We start from the raw sequence: 17,955 nt of genomic DNA on the forward strand, positions 1-17,955 counted from the left end.
GCCAGCAACAAGAACATCCGGCTGCTGGAGAAGCCCGAGTACAAGCGCCGCTGGGCGATCCAGCCTTGGGAGAAGCGGGTCCAGGCCGCGCTCAAGGACTGGCTCCTCGACCGCCTCGAAGACCGCGCGCTGTGGTTCGACCGCGAAGGTCGTCCCCGTCCGCGCAGCGTCGTGCAGCTCGCCGACGAGATCGCCCGCGACGACAACTTCCGCAACGTCCTCGAACTGTGGTCTGGGCGGCCCGATGTCGCCACGGCCACCGCCCTGCAGGAGCTGCTCGCCGATCAGGCCGTGCCGTTCCTCGCGGCCTATCGGTACAAGCCGTCCGGGCTGGAGAAGCGCAAGGCGTGGGAGCACACCTGGGAGCTCCAGCGCAAAGAGGACGCGGGCGAACTGCCGCTCGACCCCAAGACCAAACTGCCCAAGAAACCGATTCCGGTGCCGCCGAAGTACAAGCCGGCCGACTTCGCCAAACCCGCCTACTGGGAGCACCGCGGCAAACTCGACGTGCCCAAGGAGCGGTTCATCCTCTATCCGGACGCCAACCGGGAGACCGACCCGACGCCGCTGCTCGGCTGGGCGGGCTGGGACCACGCCCAGCAGGCACTCGCCCTCGCCGCCATCATGAACGAACGCGAGGCCGAGGGCTGGACCGACGAGCGTATGGTGCCACTCATCGCGGGGCTGGCCGAGCTGCAGCCGTGGGTCCGGCAGTGGCACAGCGAGGTCGACCCCACCTACGGTGTAACCCTGTCCGCGATCATCGACGAGGAGTTGGCCTCCCGTGCGCAGCGGGCCGGTAAAACCCTTGAGGAGCTTGCCGCCTGGCTCCCGGCTGCTACCGGTCGAGGTCGGCGCCGCAGCACGACGAAGCGAGGGGACGCATAGATGAGCACGCTGCTCCGCGACGTCATCCGCATACCGGAGCGCGCCGGCACAGAAGACTACGTGCTGCGGCTCACCGAGAGTACCGACGCCGCGCACATCAAGCAGACGATCGACGACTATGTCGTCACGCAGTCGCTGGCCGGTAACTTCGATGCCGCACTCGGGCTGATCGTCGACGCGCTGCGTAACAACAAGAGCCGGGGTGCGTTCCTGTCCGGCTCGTTCGGTTCCGGTAAGAGCCACTTCATGGCGGTGCTGCACGCGCTGCTCGGCCATGAACCCGCCGCACGGGGCATCCCCGAGCTCCAACCGGTGATCGCGCAACACGACCCTGCACTGGCGAACCGGAAGCTGCTGCGGCTGTCGTACCACCTGCTCGGCGCCAACACGCTCGAGGAAGCGATCTTCCGCGGCTACGTCGACCACGTCCGCGAGCATCACCCCGGCGCACCGCTGCCCGCCGTGCACACCAGCGACCAGCTGCTGGTCGACGCGGAGAACCGGCGTGTCCAGGTCGGCGACGAGGAGTTCTTCCGCGGCCTGAACGGCGGCGACGACGGCGCGGCCGATGCCTGGTCCGGTCTGCTCGGCGCAGGCACGTGGAACGCCGAGTCCTACGCCGCCGCCCGTGCCGCCAGCCCCGACAGCCCCCAGCGGCAGCAGCTGATCAGCGCGCTGACTGAGAAGTACTTCACCTCCTACACCCGATTTGCATCCTATGTGGACATTGACACGGGGTTGCTGGCAATCTCCCGGCACGCCAAGGAACTTGGTTACCACGGCGTCGTGTTATTCCTCGATGAGCTGGTGCTGTGGCTGGCCTTCGGCGTCCGCGACGCGGAGTTCTTCCGCCGCGAGACGCAGAAGATCACCAAGCTGGTGGAGTCCGCGGGCGGCGCTCGGCCCATCCCGATCATCTCGTTCATCTCTCGACAGATGGACCTGCGCAAATGGTTCGCCGACGCCGGTGCCTCCGGGGCGGAGCAGGAAGCCCTCGATCGGGCGTTCCGTCACCAGGAGGGCCGATTCAGCACCATCGATCTGGGCGACGACAACCTCGCCGAGGTCGCGCACAAGCGGTTGCTGGAGCCCATCGACGACCAAGCCAAGCTCGTCCTGTCCGACGCGTTCAGTGCCCTCGACCGCCGTCCGGCGGTGTGGGACGTGCTGCTCGACGGCGTCAACACCAGTGACGACCATCGTGGCGCGTCCGAAGCGGAGTTCCGCAAGACCTATCCGTTCTCACCTGCCCTGGTCTCCACCCTGCGGGCGCTCGCCAGCGTGATGCAGCGCGAGCGCACCGCGCTGAAGGTCATGCAGCAGATGCTGGTCGACCGCCGCGACGTACTGACCGTGGACGACGTGATCCCGGTGGGCGACTGCTTCGACTACGTGGTCAACGGCCAGCAGGCCCTCGACACCCACGCCGCGAACCTGTTCCGTGCCGCCACCAACCTCTACGAGGACAAGATCAGGCCGGTGCTGTTGCGTGAACACCGCGTGACCGAGGAACAGCTCGCGAACGATCCCGCCTCCGTGCCGCAGGGCTTCCGCAACCACGAGCGGCTGGCCAAGACGCTGCTGCTGTCCGCCGTGGCTCCCGGAGTGCCTGCGTTGAAGGAGCTCACCGCCTCACGTCTGGCGTCACTGAACCACGGATCGATCAAGTCGCCGCTGCCCGGCGCCGAAGCGCGCATGGTGATGGCCGCGATCAACACGTGGAAGCGGGACGTCCCGGAGATCCAGACCTCCTCGGACGCGACCGACCCGGTCATCCGGGTGCAGCTGTCCAACGTGAACTACGAGTCGATCGTGGATCGGATCCGTGGTGAGGACAACCCCGGCCGTCGGCGTCAACTGATCAAGGAACTCGTGCACGACGCCATCCGCATCGACTCGGGCGCCACCGACCTCGCCGGTGCCGTCACCAAGACGGTGATCTGGAAGGGATCCCGCCGGGAGGTCGACGTGGTATTCGGCAACGTCCGAGACACCACCTACCTCTCCGACGAGCACTTCAAGCACCGGCCGGGCACCTGGCGGTTCGTCATTGACTACCCCTTCGACGAGGAGAAGCACTCTGTCGCGGAGGACATCCAACGCGTCGAGCGAATGCTGGCCGGCGGGCAGCATTACCACACCGTCGTCTGGCTGCCGCATTTCTTCTCCGACGAGGTGCAGCGCGAGCTGGTGCGGCTGGTGAAGCTGCACTGGCTGTTTACCGGTCCTGGTGAACGCTGGCAGAACAACGCCGACCACCTGTCGGAGACCGACCGCGCGCAGGCTCGGGGCATCCTGGAAAGCCAGTACGCGGGCCTGAAGGAACGCATCACGCGCGTCATGCAGCAGACCTACGGTGCGGCCGCGCCGGAACCCGGGGCGCTTGACACCGGTTCCTCGCATGACGTGCTGATGACCCTGTCCCGGGACTTCAGCCCCGCCCAACCGGTGGGTGCCGACCTGGGCCGGGCCTTCGACAACCTGATCGACCAGGCGTTCCGAGCCACTTATCCAGCCCATCCTGAATTCGAGCCTGGTGACACCGAGGTCACCGGGCGGCAGCTGACGGTTGTCCGCGACTACGTCGAAAAGGCCACCACTCATCCTGATGGGCGGGTTCCGGTGGAGCCGGCCGACCGCCAGACTCTGCGCCGGATTTGCGGTCCGCTGCGCGTCGGCAAACCAACCGAGACCCACTTCCTGTTCGGCGACGACACCTTCGCCTATTGGAGCGGGGAGTTCGACCGAGCCGTGGTCCGCGAAGGTGGCGACCCGCACGCACCCGTCACGGTCGGCGCGCTGCGCGGGGCGGTCAAGGAAGACTGGGGCCTCCGGCCCGAGGTATGCGACCTCATGATCAGCGCGTGGGCCCTGCACAGCAAGCGAGCCTGGTACGAGTCGGGCCTCGCCATCCCCACGCCGCCGCTCGGCAAGCTCAAGAACCACCTGGAGCTGCGCCCCGAGCCCTTGCCTACACCCGACAACTGGAAAAAGGCTGTCGAGCGGGCGGGTCACCTGCTGGGCGTCCCAGCCAAAAACAACTACCTCACTGGTGCCAACGTAGCCGAGTTCGCCGAGAAGGTGCGCGAGAAGGCGAAAGCCGTCGCCCCTGCCGCCGCATCTGTGGTCGACGAACTCCGCAGTGTCTACACCCGATTGGGGCTGACCCAACGTGAGCGAGACCGCCTCACCACAGGCGAGGAGGCCGCGCGGTTCGTAAGCGTACTTGGCCAGATCCCCGGTCCGGTCGACGTCATCAACGCGGTTTCCGAGGCGAGGTTCTCCTCGAACGAGCAAACAGTTGGACGATCCCTCGCCAATGCGGAGAGCATGTTCCGCGCTCTGTCCAACCAGGACTGGCAGAGGCTGGATCCCGTACGAAATGCTGAGACCGGAGGGGACGAGCGGGCACGGCAGGCGCGTGACATCGTGCGCCGCCTCCATAAGGGCGTGACGGACAACGAAATTGTCCAGTCACTCGCCAAGGTACTCAGTACCGCGGAAGACGAAACGTTCAGGTGGCTGGTTAATCCCCCGCCTCCTCCCCCTCCGCCACCACCGCCACCACCGGAACTGACCGACCAGATCGTCTTGCACTCCGAGAGTGACCTGAAGACAGTGGAGCAGGAACTGCAGGTATTCCTCAAGAAGCACAACGGCAAGCGCGTCCACGTGAAATGGTGGGTCGAGTGAGCCATCCGGCCAATGGAAACGGCGTGCTCACGGCCACTGAGCCGGTAGTGCGCTTCTTCCTGGACGAGGCGAGCAGGAAGGACTATCAAGCGGGGGTGCTCGGCATCCGCGCCAGGCCATCCTGGGACGGGCCAGAGAAGTTCACCCACAACGGCAGGACGGTTGTGGTAGCACCATGCGAGTCGACGCTCGCGGTGTGGGAAGCCCTGCGGCAGCGTCAAACGGATGGGTGGCTCATCATCCTGACGCCGCGCCACGACGATGACCTCGGCATGGGTGTGCTCAGTCATTTCATCTACCAGCGGCTGCGGACGCCGGACCCTTGGCAGGCGATCTCCCAGCGCTTCGCGGCCGTCCGGCTCGACCCGGCCCTCTACACCCGACCGAGCAATCGTGCCGTCGCCCTGGGCCTGCTGGGCGCCATGCCGGACGACGGGTGGCCGCCGGCCCCCGGAGGTGTGCTCACAGAATCACATGCGTTCCACGCGGTCGTGCGCAGCCGTCTGAAAATGGTGGATCGTGGAGTGGAGGTCGACGCACGGTCCGTGCTTGAGTGGAGTGCGCACCCCGAGGCCACCGCACGTCTCGCCGATCTCCGCGATATGGCAGGCGACGCCCTGGCTGACGTGCTCACCGACTGGATTTCCCGGCGTTGCGGCCTGATCGAACGCCCTGTACGGACCCTTCTGCGAGCGGGCCATGTCGCCGACCTGGTGCCGCTCGGCCTCATCGCCGGTTTGCTGACCGACGACGACAGCGAGACCGTGCGCGCGGCGGGGGTGTTCCAGGGCAAGTACGGGTTCGGGCAGTTGTCGAAGGACATACTCGCGGCGTGGCATGCGGACGCCGCGGACCTCGTCACCCGGTTGCTCGACCGTGAGTTCGCCCGGCGTGTTGCCGCCACGGCGGCCACGCGACTGCGCGAACTCGAACTGGTGCACCTTGCCGCGCGGTCGGAGATCCTGCCCGGCGGGCTGACAGTCAGAGTCACCACCCTCGCAAGGGAAGTCGACCGTGTGCTGCCTGCGGCAGTCACCGGGGACCTCGACCGGCCGCTCGTCGACGAAGACCTCGGAGCGGTCGAAGCTGGGTGGGACCGCATCCGGGAGCATCACCTGGCTACCGGCGACCGGACGGTAGAGGCGCTCGAAGCGACGCTGCGGCTGCTGCGCTGGCTCGCCAACGATGTCCACGCAGCCTCGTCATTGGGCGAACTCATGCATCGCCACATCGATGCCGACGCCTGGGTCGACTCGGCTGTCAACGACGTCGCGCGGGGCTCCGCTGTACCGGCCGTCGCCGAGACCCTCGCCAAGGTCCTCGACCTGGTCCAGCAGCGACGCGACGCGCACGACCTCGCCTTCGCTGCGGAGCTCGCCAGCGTCGAGCAACCCCCGGAGCCCTGTGTCGAACAGCTGCTTCCCGAACACGTCGTCCCGCTCGCTAATGAGCAGCCAGTGCTGCTCCTCGTGGTCGATGCGTTGAGCGTGGGAGTCGCCACCGAACTAGTCGTATCTACAGATGGCTGGGTCGAGTACGCGCTGCCCGGTCAAAGTCGGCGCACTGGTGCGCTCGCCGCGCTGCCGACACTGACTGGGTGCAGCCGTTGCTCATTGCTCTCCGGTGAGCTGAACCGTGGCACCGCCAGTGCCGAACGCGTCGGCTTCGCCCAGCTGCTCAAACGCTGCGGGCTGGGCGGTGAAGGTGTTGTCCCTCTGTTCCACCAGAAGGACCTCGACACCGTCCGCGCGGGCCTGGCTCTCGCCCCGTCGGTGCAGAACGCGGTCGCCGACACGAAGAACCATCCCCTCGTGGCCGCAGTCCTCAACATCGTGGACGACACGCTGCACCACACCGACCCCATCGGCGCGCGCTGGAACCTCGACACGATCACCCACCTGCGCGCATTGCTGGAGGCAGCAAGGCAGTCCGGTCGTATCGTCGTCCTCACGGCGGACCACGGACACGTCCTCGAGCGACGCGACGGCGAGTACCGCAAGTACCCCGCGACCCACGGAAACCGCGCCCGACCGGTGACGCCGGAGGCCGGGCCGGACGAGGTGCTGGTCCGCGGCCCCCGCGTCCTCACCGACGACCACGCCGCGATCCTCGCTGTCAGCGAGCGCCTTCGTTACGGCCCCCTCAACGCCGGTTACCACGGCGGCGCCTCCCCCGCGGAGGTGATCGTCCCGGTGATCGTCCTCCAAGCAGGAGATGCGCCAACCGCCACGGGGCTCACCCCGTTGGAGGGCGTCGAGCCCGTTTGGTGGAAGCGTTCGGCTGGCGCGGCCCCACCGCCGCGTCCGGATATCGCACCTGTGGGGCTGTTCGACCTCCCTGAGCCGGCCGCTCCCGCGCCAGCGGTCAGCGACGCGCTGAGCCTCGCCAAGCGCGTCACGTCGTCCAAGATCTTCCAGCGACAGAAGTCCATCGCGGGACGGCTGACCATCACCGACGACCAGGTGCGCGCCCTGTTGGCCGCCTTGCTGGGCGCATCCGGCCGCCGCATGCCTGCTGAGGAAGCTGCTGGCGCGCTCGGTGTCGCGACCGCCCGGTTACATGGCGCAATCTCGACCGTCAAGCGGGTGCTGGACGTCGAGGGCTACGTGGTACTGAGGTACGAGGCGGAGTCCGGGCAGGTGGTGTTGGATGAAGTCATGTTGCGTGAGCAGTTCGGGTTGAAGGGTTCGACGTCGTGATTTCCGCGCGTCGACGCCGTGAGGTACTCGACGCGCTGCGCCGCGGAACTGTCCCTGCGAACGGACTCGACCAGCTCGCGGTCGGGCTTGGCAAGTTCGAGCGAGAGCTTGATGCTGAGCTTGACGCGGTAGCGGCCGGTGGCGCGGCGTTCAAGGCTGTGCGCGGTGAGTATGGCGCTGGCAAGACGTTCTTCGCGCGCTGGTTGTGTGACCGCGCGCAGAAGCGCGGGTTCGCCAGTGCCGAGGTGCAGATCAACGAGATCGACACCCCGCTGCACCGGCTGGAGACGGTCTACCGGCGCGCCATCGAGTCGCTGCGTACCGACACCATGCCCCCGAGTGCCCTTCGGCCCATCCTCGACTCGTGGCTGTTCACGGTCGAGGACGACGCCGCAGGCCCGGATGGAGAGGTGAGGGACGAGGCCGTCGACGCCCTGCTCGAGAAGCGCCTGGCCGACGTCGCGACCCAGGCTCCGGTCTTCCCCCTGGCGATCCGCGCGTATCGGCGGTCCGTGGCCACCGGCGACAACGACTTGGCAGACGGGCTGGTGGCTTGGCTCGGCGGCCAGCCGCACGTCGCCGCGAACATGAAGCGGCAGGCGGGCATCAAGGGTGACCTGGACCATTTTCTCGCGATGGGCTTCTTGAAGGGCCTACTCGCGATCCTGCGCGACGCGGGACATCCCGGGCTGGTGCTGGTGCTCGATGAGGTGGAGACGTTGCAACGCATCCGCAGCGACTCTCGCGCCAGAGCGCTCAACGCACTGCGCCAGCTCATGGACGAGGTTCACGACGGCAGCTTCCCTGGCCTCTACCTGCTCATCACCGGCACGCCGGCCTTTTTCGAGGGCAGGCAGGGCGTCCAACTGCTCCCACCGCTAGCCGACCGGCTGCGCACCGACTTTTCCCGAGACCCGCGGTTCGACAACCCGCGCGCACCGCAGCTGAGGCTGACCGGGTTCGACCTCGACAAGCTGGTCGAGCTGGGTGGACGTGTGCGCGACCTCTTCGTGAGTCACATCGACGACGCCGACCGAGTGCTGCGCGTTGCCGACGACCAGTTCCTGCAGGAGTTCGCGGGATCGGTCGCCAGTGGGCTGGGGGGGCGGATCGGCATCGCCCCCCGGCTGTTCCTGCGCAAGCTCGTCGATGTGCTTGACACCATCGAGATCCATCCGGACTTCGACCCACGCGCCGACTACGAGATGAAGATCTTGCCTGCCGACCTGACTGAAGCGGAACGAGAAGCCGTGGCACGACGCACCCCAGACGACATCGAGCTCGATGTCTGACCCGGTCGTGGACGCCTTCGAGGTATTACACCCTGTGGTGCAGTACCACCTGGCGAACACCCTTCGCTGGCCCGGTCTGCGTCCACTGCAAGAAGCTGCCGTGGGACCCGTACTCGCTGGAGAGGACTGCCTGCTCCTCGCGCCGACCGCAGGTGGGAAGACCGAAGCGGCGATCCTGCCAGTGCTCACACGGATGGCGGAAGAGAACTGGCAGGACGTATCGGTCCTGTACGTCTGCCCCCTGCGTGCACTGCTTAACAACCTGCACTCCCGTGTGGCGTCGTATGCGGCCTGGCTCGGACGCTCCGTCGCGTTGTGGCACGGCGATGTCGGGCAGGCTGATCGCGCACGTGTGCTCCGCGAGCGACCGGACATCCTGCTCACGACACCTGAGTCGATCGAAGCCATGCTGGTCTCGACGAAGGTCAACCCACGCATCCTGTTTTCGGGACTCCGGACCGTCGTGGTGGACGAGGTGCACGCCTTCGCCGGCGACGACCGTGGCTGGCATCTGCTCGCTGTCCTGGAACGGCTGGAGAAACTCGTTGGACGTCCGTTGCAGAGGATTGGACTATCAGCCACGGTGGGCAATCCAGCTGAGTTGTTGACCTGGTTGCAGGGCGCGCACCCAGATCGACCTAAGCGGGTCGTCGCACCAGCCAAGAACACGGCAACGGAACCGGAGATCACGCTGGACTACGTGGGTAGTGTGGCCAACGCGGCGAAGGTGATCGCGTCCTTGCACCAAGGTGAGAAACGGCTTGTCTTTGTGGATAGCCGGCGTGCCGCAGAAGAGCTGGGGGCAGCCTTGCGCAGGCATGGTGTGAACACCTTCGTTTCACATTCGTCGCTCTCCGCCGCAGAACGTCGCCGATCAGAGGAAGCATTCGCCGAGTCGCGAGACACGGTGATCGTGGCGACGTCCACTTTGGAACTGGGCATCGACGTAGGCGACCTGGACCGCGTTATCCAGCTTGACGCGCCCCGGACAGTGGCCGCATTCCTCCAACGCCTCGGCCGAACCGGCCGGCGGCCGGGAACGCGCCGCAACTGCCTGTTCCTGTGCCTGTCGGAGGACAGCCTGCTGCATGCAGCCGGACTGCTCGAACGATGGTCATCGGGCTGGGTCGAGCCGATCACGGCCCCGCCGTCCCCACGCCACATCGCGGCACAGCAGCTCATGGCACTCGCTCTGCAGGAACACCGAATCGGCGCGAGCACCTGGAAAGAGTGGTGGGGGGACCTGCCGCTCTTCGACGATTCCGACGAGATCCTGCGTTTCCTGTGCAACCAAGGGTATTTCGAGGTCGACGGTGACTTCCTGTTCATCGGCCCGGAAGCCGAACGCCGGTTCGGCCGTCGATACTTCTCCGACCTGACCGCAGTGTTCAGTGCGCCGCCGGAATTCACCGTTCTCCACGGCCGTCAGGAACTCGGCACAGTCGGAGACGACCTCCTGGTCGAGGAAGTAGACGGACCACGGGTGTTGCTCCTCGCGGGCCAGGCCTGGCGGGTCCAGCACGTCGACTGGCAACGACGGCGCTGCTGGGTCGAACCGACCGACCAAACTGGCAGAGCAAAGTGGGGCAGCCGCGGTGGAGGGCTTTCGTTCGACATCACCAGGGGAATACGGTCCGTCCTGCTAGGCAGGACACCATCCGACGTCACCCTGACCAAGCGCGCCGACGCGACCCTCTCTGACGCGCGGAAGAAGCTCCAGCATTGCGTGTCGCCTGACGCTACCTTGTTCCTCAAGGAGTCCGGGAGCACGTTGCGCTGGTGGACGTGGGCGGGCACCGCTGCCAATCGGACGCTGCAAGCATCTCTGGCGGGCATCGCAGATCCTCGGCAGCGGATCAACGACCAGTCCCTTCGAATGCTGCCTGATCTCGACTTCCGAGAAATCTCCTCCAGACTACGCCAATGCGAACTGGTCCCCCCACATGTCGATCGAAGTGCGGTAGCCGGCCTCAAGTTCTCCACCGCGTTGCCCGATGATCTTGCGCGACGCACCGTGGCCGAACGCCTCATGGACCAAGGTGGAGCGGCTGCGCCGCTGGACAAACCTCGGCGATTCATCACTCTCCGTGACAACGACTAGGTAACAGGTGGACTGCAACCTCGTCATGCCTGCAACTGCTTGACCAGGGTTTCGGCAAGGTCACTTGCTGGTTGCACCCGTTCCCCCGCCCTCTGCCCACCGGCAATGATCTTCGGGCACTGGAACGGCTGCGCGGGCAGTTCCGATCAGGTGGTCAGGTCTGATTCGTGTTCCTGGCACACTCGATCGGCCAAACTCGGTACGGCCACCGACTCGGCCCGCAGGACCGCCGCGTCGTAGCTACGCGGGGCTACGCCCCAGTCTTCCCAGTCCAGAATCCAGCAGTCCGGCGCGGTGAAGTTCGACCACCCGAGATCGCCATGCGCGGTCGTCCATTCCTCGATCGTCGTGTCGATCTCGGGAAAGACCTGGTAAATCGTCGAGGTAATCAATCCTTGGGTAATCGGCCGCAGACCAGCCACTCGCACGGTGGGTTGCGCTGCGAGCGCGTCCAACGATGCGTTCAACGTCGACCACCAGGCATCCGAGAGCCCGGTGATGAGGATTCCGCCAGGCTTGATCGGTGGTCCTTAACGCTATCGGTCTCGTCTGCGCGCCACATAACGCCGCTCGGCATCGTGCCAGGCCACGCTTTGATGCCAGGCCGGTTCAGCAATGCCGTACAGGATCGCGGCGGCTTTCACCCCGTTCAAGCCCCGGCCGGTGATCCGCTCGATGCTGCGCATTTCGATCCGGACTCACGTAACCCGATCACTCGCCAACCCGATCGAGCGTCACTTCCACACCACCATGGCTCGGTCAAGGCGCGTCTGCGGCGAACGCTCGACGCGGTCGATCACCTCGCCGGCGGCTCGTTCCGCGGGTCTAGAACAGCCGTGCCGGCTACCGGGGTGTCTTGGGCATGCCGCGACGGTAGCGGAGGTGTCGGGAGCGAGGTATTCCTCACAGGTATCACAGAGTGGTTGCCTGGTCACTGATTCACCAGGACAATGGTTCGGCACTTACCGTGACCGAGGGGGCTCAATGACGGTAGTGGACGGGCCAGGCTTCCAGGTCGACGTGGACAAGGTCGATGAAGCGGCCAACGGCATTCACCAGAGCGTGCAGGACCAGCACAACTTCGAACTCCGCGGCCTGTGCGGCGACACCGAGCTGTACGGCCACACAGCTGCACGACACGCTGATGGAATTCTCCGTCCGCTGGAGCGACGGACTCGACGTACTCACCGACGACGCCGGGCAGATCGCCGACGCACTCTCCAGGGTGTCCAACGCCTACCGCGCAGTCGACGAAGCCGCCGCCCGCACCATGCCGAACGACCCGGGACTGGGGCCGTCGACAATGGCTGAACTCGGCGAAACTCAAGACCCTCAAGCCCTGGTCCCAGGTAAGCCAGAGGCGATCGAGGAGAACGCCCGCATCCTCCGGACACGAGCCGGGCGCGCTGGCGATGCGGCCGACGGGCTGCGCGCGATCGACACCGGCGGTGCCTGGCAGGGACCGGCGGCGCGGGCGTTTCACGACAAGTTCAGCTACGAGCCGAGCAAGTGGTTCGCCGCAGCCGACTCAAGCCGCAGCGGCCAGCCGGTCAGGCTCGATGGGAAACCGGGATCCAAACCGGAGAGCCATATCCCGTGCAACCCTGACGGTACCTACCCGCTTCCTGAAGGATGGTAACGATGGATCTCGGCTTTCAAAGGGCAAAAGCTACTGTCGGCGAAGGTCAACTATTTGGTGATCCTCGAATTCTCCGGCAAGTACTTCATCACGCTGGAGGGGGACTTCACCTTGCACGCTCCGGGGAAGACCTTTCAATTATCGCCCGACAATGATCCGGAAGAGAAGTTCGAGCCGTTGCGCGAACTGGTAGGAGTGGACGTCACCGAGTGCGCAGCGGATGACGCCGGGACGTTGACGATCACTTTCTCCAACGAGGCAGTGATCCATTCCGATCCCGACGGCATGTACGAGGCGTGGAATCTTGCCGGCCCCCGGGGCATGAAGGTCGTTTCCATGCCATCTGGAGGGTTGGCGACATGGTCTCCCGACCCGGACGCCTGAGCGCGCCTTCCGAGCCGAATTCCAGGATGAGGTGAGACTCGCCCCCAAGGTTGTCACCCGCGCTTGCGGCTCGGAGGAACGAGCAGTAATGAAGTTCGATTTTCGCGGACAGCCCGTCGCCTCCGAGAAATTTGGGTGCACCGTCGCTTTTGAAATATCGGAGGACGACGAGATTCGTACCGGAAGTACCGGCCGCGTGAACTACTCGGCCACATGGTGACCGGCGCCAGGCTCCGGATCGAATCAGACAGCAGCTATGATGCCTGGGCCGTGTCTGGCCCAAACGGCAACCTGGTCGTCTGCATACCTGGCGGGGAACTGGCTATTGGGACAAGAAGAAGTACCAGTAGCGAACATTTCCGCACCTCAGCGGGTCCGACGAACGTTGGGAAACCTGAAAGCGCTGTCCTACATCTGGGCGACGTTGTCCAGGCAACTGGGAGGACCGTCGATCAGCAGGTGACGTGGCAACTCCCGATTGCTGTCCGGGGATCTCACGGGCAGGGCCGGTGGCCTCGAAGCGGGACTCGTTGGCGGCCACGTCCGCGTTCAGTAGGTCAACGGCGCGGCGCGCAGCAGCGGCCTGCTGTCGTTGCTGGGTCTGCTCTCGCCACGCGGCGATCTCGGCGATCAGGGCCGCGAGCGCCACGATGAGTGCGGCAGTCGCCAGAGCGCCACGACCGTTTCGGGAAAGCGCACTGACACGACTGAGCCGCAGCGCCGCAATGCGGAGTTCAGCGGCGACTGGCGCCATCGAGGACCGCCATGCCCATCGGATCCGCGCAACCTGACGCCGCTTAGCGCTCACAGGTGGCTTGGCCACCAATCGCTGACCAGCCTCGCTGATACGTTCATCACATGCCCGAACGGATCGGCCCCGTTGCCCCGACGGCTCCCCCCAAACGCCGGGATCTCCGAAAGGAACCCATCGACGAGCTGATGGCTGGCGTCGAACGGGGGGGCTGGGGCTGGCGCTCGATCGGGAGACCGTGGTGAGGAAGCGGCGTTCGGTCGGTGCTCGAAGTGACCGGGGAACGTGGGTCAGGATCGCAGCCCGTCCGTTGGCGAAGATCGCCGCCCAGGGGCAGGTGGGCAACGGCATGGAGGCGGCCGCGCTGCTGCACGATGTCGCCAAACCGGAGTGGTACCGCGCGCTCTCGTGGCATGACCGAGCCGACGGTGTGGTTTGGCGTGCGGACGAAGTCGAACTCGTCACTGCGGTCCCCGTGCATCGCGGTGCCTTGCCCAGCGATGTATCCCTGCCGGACGCCTGGTGGGCCGCGCTGAACGCCTCACTGGATGCCGTGGCCGGCCAGTGCACCACTCGGATCGCGACCCCGGACACGGAGGTGATCAATCGGACGCTGATCGAGCGTGAGGTCGATCAGGCGTTCCCCGGCCAAGTGGACTGCACCATCACTGACCTCTGGGTCCCCGCGCACGCCGACTTGAACTGGTCCAACCTGACGGGGCCCGAGTTCTGGATCTTGGAAGACCACGGCATGGCGCCGCGCGGACTGGACGCAGCGAACCTGTGGGTGAGTTCGCTGACTGTCCCAAAGTTGGCCCCGCGAGTCTACCGGGAACGGCGAGCGGACTTGGAGACGCGGCCGGGGAAGTTGATGGCCCTGTTCTGCTGCGCGAAGATCCTCAACGACAGCTGGGCCACGGGGACCTTACGGGAAGAAACCACCCGCGCAACAGACAAGCTGCTCGCCGACCGCACTGTGGTTGACCATGCTGGCGCTCGGCCCGCGGCGCGGTGAGGCGCTCGGCATGCGATGGTCGCTCACTGATCTCGACGACGCGTCGACCAAGCTCCGCAAGCAGATACGCCGGGTCCGCGGCGAGCTGAACCCCGAGACCGGTAAGCGGCGCGGGAAGCTCGTCGAGAAGGACCTGAAGACGGATGCGGCGAAGGCCACGCTCGGCCTGCCGGCGGCGCTCGTCGAGGTGCTGAGGGTCCACAAGCGCGTCCAGGCGGTCGACAGGATGGCCGCGCGGATATGGGCCGACCCTGACCTGATCTTCACGACGTCGGTCGGCACGGCCTTGGAGCCGCGCAACGTGAACCGCGAGTGGGACGAGATCTGTCGGCAAGCCGGGGTCGAGGTGCGCCTGCACGATCTCCGGCACGCTGCGGCGTCGCTGGCGTTCCAGGCCGGCGCCACGATGAAGGAGGTACAGGCGATGCTCCGGCACACGCGCATGGCGACGACGAGCGACATCTACGTCGAGGTCTTCGAAGAGGTGCGTCGCGGGACCGCTGACCGCATGGACGCGGTTCTGCGGAAGATCAGCGGCGAATGAGCTACATCTCACGCTACAGGCGACCAGGTGTTGACTGGCGCAACGATCGGCGACGCGGTGAGGGGAAGGAGGATCGTCCTGCCCGGCCGAACACTCACCGCGGACCTGGTTGCGAACAACCCCGGCCAATGGATGATCCACTGCCACAACACCTATCACGCCGAAGCCGGTATGGCCACCATCCTGGGTTACCAGGTGTAACCTGCCGGGGCTGGCGAGGCGGATCTTCAGCGCGGTGCGTTCTGGCCGTGCACGTGAGCCGCAGGTACGGGTGCGCGGGCCTCCGCAGGCGCCGCCGGTGCCGTGGTCGGCAACCGGAGGCCTTTGAGCGCCAGGGCGTTGACCGCGACGATCAGGCTGGAGCCCGACATCGACAGGGCTGCAATCTCGGGACGCAGCACGAGTCCGAAGGCGGGTTCGAAGACACCGGCGGCAATCGGAAGCGCGATGGTGTTGTAGCCGATGGCCCAGCCGAGGTTCTGCCGCATCTTGCGCAGCGTCCCGCGGCCGACACGGAGGGCCGTGGGCACATCGAGCGGGTCAGAACGCATAAGCACCACGTCGGCGGTTTCGATGGCGACGTCGGTGCCGGCGCCGATCGCGATACCCAGATCGGCCTGGGCCAGCGCGGGCGCGTCGTTGACACCGTCGCCGACCATCGCGACCTTCCGGCCACCGGCCTGCAGCGCCGCGACCTTGGCGGCCTTGTCCCCGGGCAGCACTTCGGCGATCACCGTGTCGATACCCAGCTGCCCGGCGATCCGCTCGGCGGTGGCCTGGTTATCGCCGGTCAGCATGACCACCTCGACGCCGAGGTCATGCAGTGCCGCGACCGCAGCCGCCGACGTGTCACGGGCCGCGTCGGCAAGACCGACGAGGCCACACGCGCGGCCGCCGACGGCGGCGATCACCGCGGTCCGGCCACCGGCCGCCAGCTCGTCGCGGCGCGCGGACAGCGTGCCCAGCTCGATCCCCTCGCGTTCCATGAGACGCCGGTTGCCGACCGCGACCCGATGCCCGTCGACCTCGGCCACCGCGCCATGCCCCGGCACGTTTTCGAACCGCTCCGCCCTCACCGAGTCCAGACCGCGCGCCTCAGCGTGAGCCACGATCGCCTCCGCAAGAGGGTGTTCGGATTCCCGTTCCACCGCAGCGACCAGCCGCAGCAGCTCGCTCTCGCCGATCCCCTCGGTGATGACGTCGGTGACTTCGGGCTCCCCCTTGGTGAGGGTTCCGGTCTTGTCCATCACGACGACCTGGATGCGCGCGGAGGTTTCCAATGCGATGGCGTTCTTGAACAGCACGCCCCGCTTGGCGCCCAGCCCGGTGCCGACCATGATCGCGGTCGGGGTGGCCAGGCCGAGCGCGTCCGGGCAGGTGATCACGACAACGGTGATGGCGAACAGGATCGCGGTGGCGAACGCACTACCGGTGGCCAGCCACGTGGCGAGTGTGGCGCCGCCACCGATGAGAGCGACGAAGACCAGCCAGAACGCGGCCCGGTCGGCAAGCTTCTGACCGGGCGCCTTGGAGTTCTGGGCCTCCTGCACGAGTTTGACGATCTGGGCCAGCGCGGTGTCGGCGCCGACCTTGGTGGCCCGCACCCGCAGCGTCCCGTCCTTGTTGATGGTCGCGCCGATCACCTCGGCGCCGGGAGCCTTGTGCACTGTCAGGCTCTCCCCGGTCACCATCGACTCGTCGACCTCGCTCTCCCCCTCCTCCACCACGCCGTCGACGGCGATCTTCGCGCCGGGCCGCACCAGCATCAGGTCGCCGACGGCCACCTCGGCGGTCGGCACCTCGACCGGCTCCCCGTCGCGGAACACGAGTGCTTTGGGTGGGGCCAGGTCGAGCAGGGTACGAATGGCGTCATTGGCGCCGCCGCGGGCGCGCATCTCGAACCAGTGCCCGAGCAGCACGAAAGAGGCGAGCACGGTCGCGGCCTCGTAGAACACATCGCCACCGCCGGTGGCCGTGACCACCACCGAGTACAGCCAACCGGAGCCCACCGCGACGGCGACCAGCACCATCATGTCCAGCGTGCGGGCCCGCAACGCCCGCACGGCACCGTCGAAGAAGATCCAGCACGAATAGAAGATCACCGGCAGGCTCAACAGCAACCCCCACACATCCTGCCGCAGCCCAAAAGGCACGCCCACGTCCAGGCCGAGCACGTCGTGACCGATCGGGGACCAGATGACGATCGGGATGGAGAACAGCAACGCGACCAGGAACCGGTTGCGCATATCGGCCACCATCGCCGCCATCGACATGCCCGCATGCCCGCCGTGCCCCATCGCCTCGTGCGGGGAACGCAGTTCGTCCGTGGCGGCGTGGGCGGCGGCAGGCGGATCCGGCTCGGCCATGGGGTCGCACACGTGGTGCGGCACAGACCGCCCGGCGCAGTGGAACCCGCACTCGCGCACCCAGTCACGCAACTGAGCCACGGAGGTCACGCGGGGATCGAAGACCACGGTTGCGGTCTGCGCCACCGGGTTGCCCTCCACTTGTAGGACACCGGGACGCCGACCGAGCACCGCCGTGATCCGGTTCTGTTCCGACGCCCAGCGCATTCCCCGCACGTCGAGCACCGCCGTGCTGCGCTTCTTCGGCTGCTCTGTCATCGAAATATCCTCCAGTTCACCCGGGACGCCGACAATTCGGTGCGCTCTGGTCATCCGATCCCCTCCCACACCGGTCGCCATGCCGTCAACGGCGAGGCTGCCGGCGAATCACCCGCCACCCCAAGGGACTTTCGCCCTCATGCGAAGTGGCTTAGTACAACTGTCCGGGCGCCTCCTTCGGCACCAGCCTGGCAGACACACAAGGAGGCGATGATGACTCGACGACACAAGCAACTGGCCGCGATACTGACCGCCGGCGGGCACGACGACCCCACCACCCGCCGCTGATCCGCACATCCGACGATGGAGCCCACACAGCGGCACC

15 protein-coding genes are annotated in these 17,955 nt (G+C 66.5%); 11 read left to right on the forward strand and 4 right to left on the reverse strand.

The annotated features are described in order from the left end of the window. The 5 genes from pglX to VJT49_RS00925 all read left to right on the forward strand — a co-directional run. The coding region (gene pglX / locus VJT49_RS00905; protein ID WP_324162125.1) for a BREX-2 system adenine-specific DNA-methyltransferase PglX at positions 1-888 on the forward strand (888 nt) is incomplete at its 5' end. Continuing rightward, a complete protein-coding gene (locus VJT49_RS00910) occupies positions 889-4,581 on the forward strand; it encodes a DUF6079 family protein (RefSeq protein ID WP_324162127.1) in 3,693 nt (1,230 codons plus the stop codon). Beyond that, on the forward strand, positions 4,578-7,280 hold the full coding sequence (gene pglZ, locus VJT49_RS00915) for a BREX-2 system phosphatase PglZ (RefSeq protein WP_324162129.1): 2,703 nt from the start codon (positions 4,578-4,580) through the stop codon (positions 7,278-7,280). The genes VJT49_RS00910 and pglZ overlap by 4 nt, the downstream gene beginning before the upstream one ends. After that, on the forward strand, positions 7,277-8,572 hold the full coding sequence (brxD, locus tag VJT49_RS00920; RefSeq protein WP_324162131.1) for a BREX system ATP-binding protein BrxD: 1,296 nt from the start codon (positions 7,277-7,279) through the stop codon (positions 8,570-8,572). Before pglZ ends, brxD begins: the two co-directional genes overlap by 4 nt. Then, complete coding sequence (locus VJT49_RS00925) at positions 8,565-10,673, forward strand: DEAD/DEAH box helicase (protein ID WP_324162132.1); 2,109 nt, start codon at positions 8,565-8,567, stop codon at positions 10,671-10,673. Before brxD ends, VJT49_RS00925 begins: the two co-directional genes overlap by 8 nt. 146 nt (positions 10,674-10,819) lie before the next feature. Here the strand turns inward: VJT49_RS00925 and VJT49_RS00930 are convergent, their stop codons facing one another. From VJT49_RS00930 to VJT49_RS00940, 3 genes are all read right to left on the reverse strand, one after another. Then, the gene (locus VJT49_RS00930) at positions 10,820-11,128 is read right to left on the reverse strand and encodes a hypothetical protein (RefSeq protein ID WP_324162134.1); all 309 of its coding nucleotides are present in this window, start codon (positions 11,126-11,128) and stop codon (positions 10,820-10,822) included. Between the two features lie 81 nt (positions 11,129-11,209). Beyond that, entirely contained in the window at positions 11,210-11,359 is a 150-nt protein-coding gene (locus VJT49_RS00935) for a hypothetical protein (RefSeq protein WP_324162136.1), read from the reverse strand. Positions 11,360-11,654: 295 nt separating this feature from the next. Further along, positions 11,655-11,798: a hypothetical protein gene (locus tag VJT49_RS00940; protein ID WP_324162137.1), complete on the reverse strand. Its 144-nt coding sequence runs from the start codon at positions 11,796-11,798 to the stop codon at positions 11,655-11,657. A gap of 19 nt (positions 11,799-11,817) precedes the next feature. Here VJT49_RS00940 and VJT49_RS00945 point away from each other — a divergent pair, with 19 nt between their 5' ends. From VJT49_RS00945 to VJT49_RS00965, 6 genes are all read left to right on the forward strand, one after another. Continuing rightward, positions 11,818-12,312, forward strand: a complete 495-nt coding sequence (locus VJT49_RS00945; RefSeq protein WP_324162139.1) for a WXG100 family type VII secretion target — start codon at positions 11,818-11,820, stop codon at positions 12,310-12,312. 6 nt (positions 12,313-12,318) lie between these two features. Beyond that, positions 12,319-12,696, forward strand: a complete 378-nt coding sequence (locus tag VJT49_RS00950) for a DUF6188 family protein (protein WP_324162171.1) — start codon at positions 12,319-12,321, stop codon at positions 12,694-12,696. A gap of 213 nt (positions 12,697-12,909) precedes the next feature. Then, entirely contained in the window at positions 12,910-13,350 is a 441-nt protein-coding gene (locus VJT49_RS34990; RefSeq protein ID WP_414635769.1) for a DUF6188 family protein, read from the forward strand. 407 nt (positions 13,351-13,757) lie between these two features. Further along, a complete protein-coding gene (locus VJT49_RS00955; RefSeq protein WP_324162141.1) occupies positions 13,758-14,462 on the forward strand; it encodes a hypothetical protein in 705 nt (234 codons plus the stop codon). After that, positions 14,434-15,006: a site-specific integrase gene (locus VJT49_RS00960; protein ID WP_324162173.1), complete on the forward strand. Its 573-nt coding sequence runs from the start codon at positions 14,434-14,436 to the stop codon at positions 15,004-15,006. The genes VJT49_RS00955 and VJT49_RS00960 overlap by 29 nt, the downstream gene beginning before the upstream one ends. A gap of 27 nt (positions 15,007-15,033) precedes the next feature. Beyond that, entirely contained in the window at positions 15,034-15,207 is a 174-nt protein-coding gene (locus VJT49_RS00965) for a multicopper oxidase domain-containing protein (protein WP_324162143.1), read from the forward strand. Between the two features lie 26 nt (positions 15,208-15,233). Here the strand turns inward: VJT49_RS00965 and VJT49_RS00970 are convergent, their stop codons facing one another. Continuing rightward, positions 15,234-17,630, reverse strand: a complete 2,397-nt coding sequence (locus VJT49_RS00970; RefSeq protein ID WP_324162145.1) for a heavy metal translocating P-type ATPase — start codon at positions 17,628-17,630, stop codon at positions 15,234-15,236. Positions 17,631-17,955: the final 325 nt, after the last annotated feature.

The sequence above is a fragment of the Amycolatopsis sp. genome (assembly GCF_035276945.1).
Lineage (GTDB): Bacteria > Actinomycetota > Actinomycetes > Mycobacteriales > Pseudonocardiaceae > Amycolatopsis_E.

Coding starts and splice junctions, on each gene's coding strand:
- VJT49_RS00925 (WP_324162132.1), top strand. CDS start 8,565: ATGTCTGACCCGGTCGTGGACGCCTTCGAGGTATTACACCCTGTGGTG.
- VJT49_RS00960 (WP_324162173.1), top strand. CDS start 14,434: ATGCTGGCGCTCGGCCCGCGGCGCGGTGAGGCGCTCGGCATGCGATGG.
- VJT49_RS34990 (WP_414635769.1), top strand. CDS start 12,910: ATGGTGACCGGCGCCAGGCTCCGGATCGAATCAGACAGCAGCTATGAT.
- VJT49_RS00935 (WP_324162136.1), bottom strand. CDS start 11,359: ATGCGCAGCATCGAGCGGATCACCGGCCGGGGCTTGAACGGGGTGAAA.
- VJT49_RS00910 (WP_324162127.1), top strand. CDS start 889: ATGAGCACGCTGCTCCGCGACGTCATCCGCATACCGGAGCGCGCCGGC.
- VJT49_RS00970 (WP_324162145.1), bottom strand. CDS start 17,630: ATGACAGAGCAGCCGAAGAAGCGCAGCACGGCGGTGCTCGACGTGCGG.
- VJT49_RS00945 (WP_324162139.1), top strand. CDS start 11,818: ATGGAATTCTCCGTCCGCTGGAGCGACGGACTCGACGTACTCACCGAC.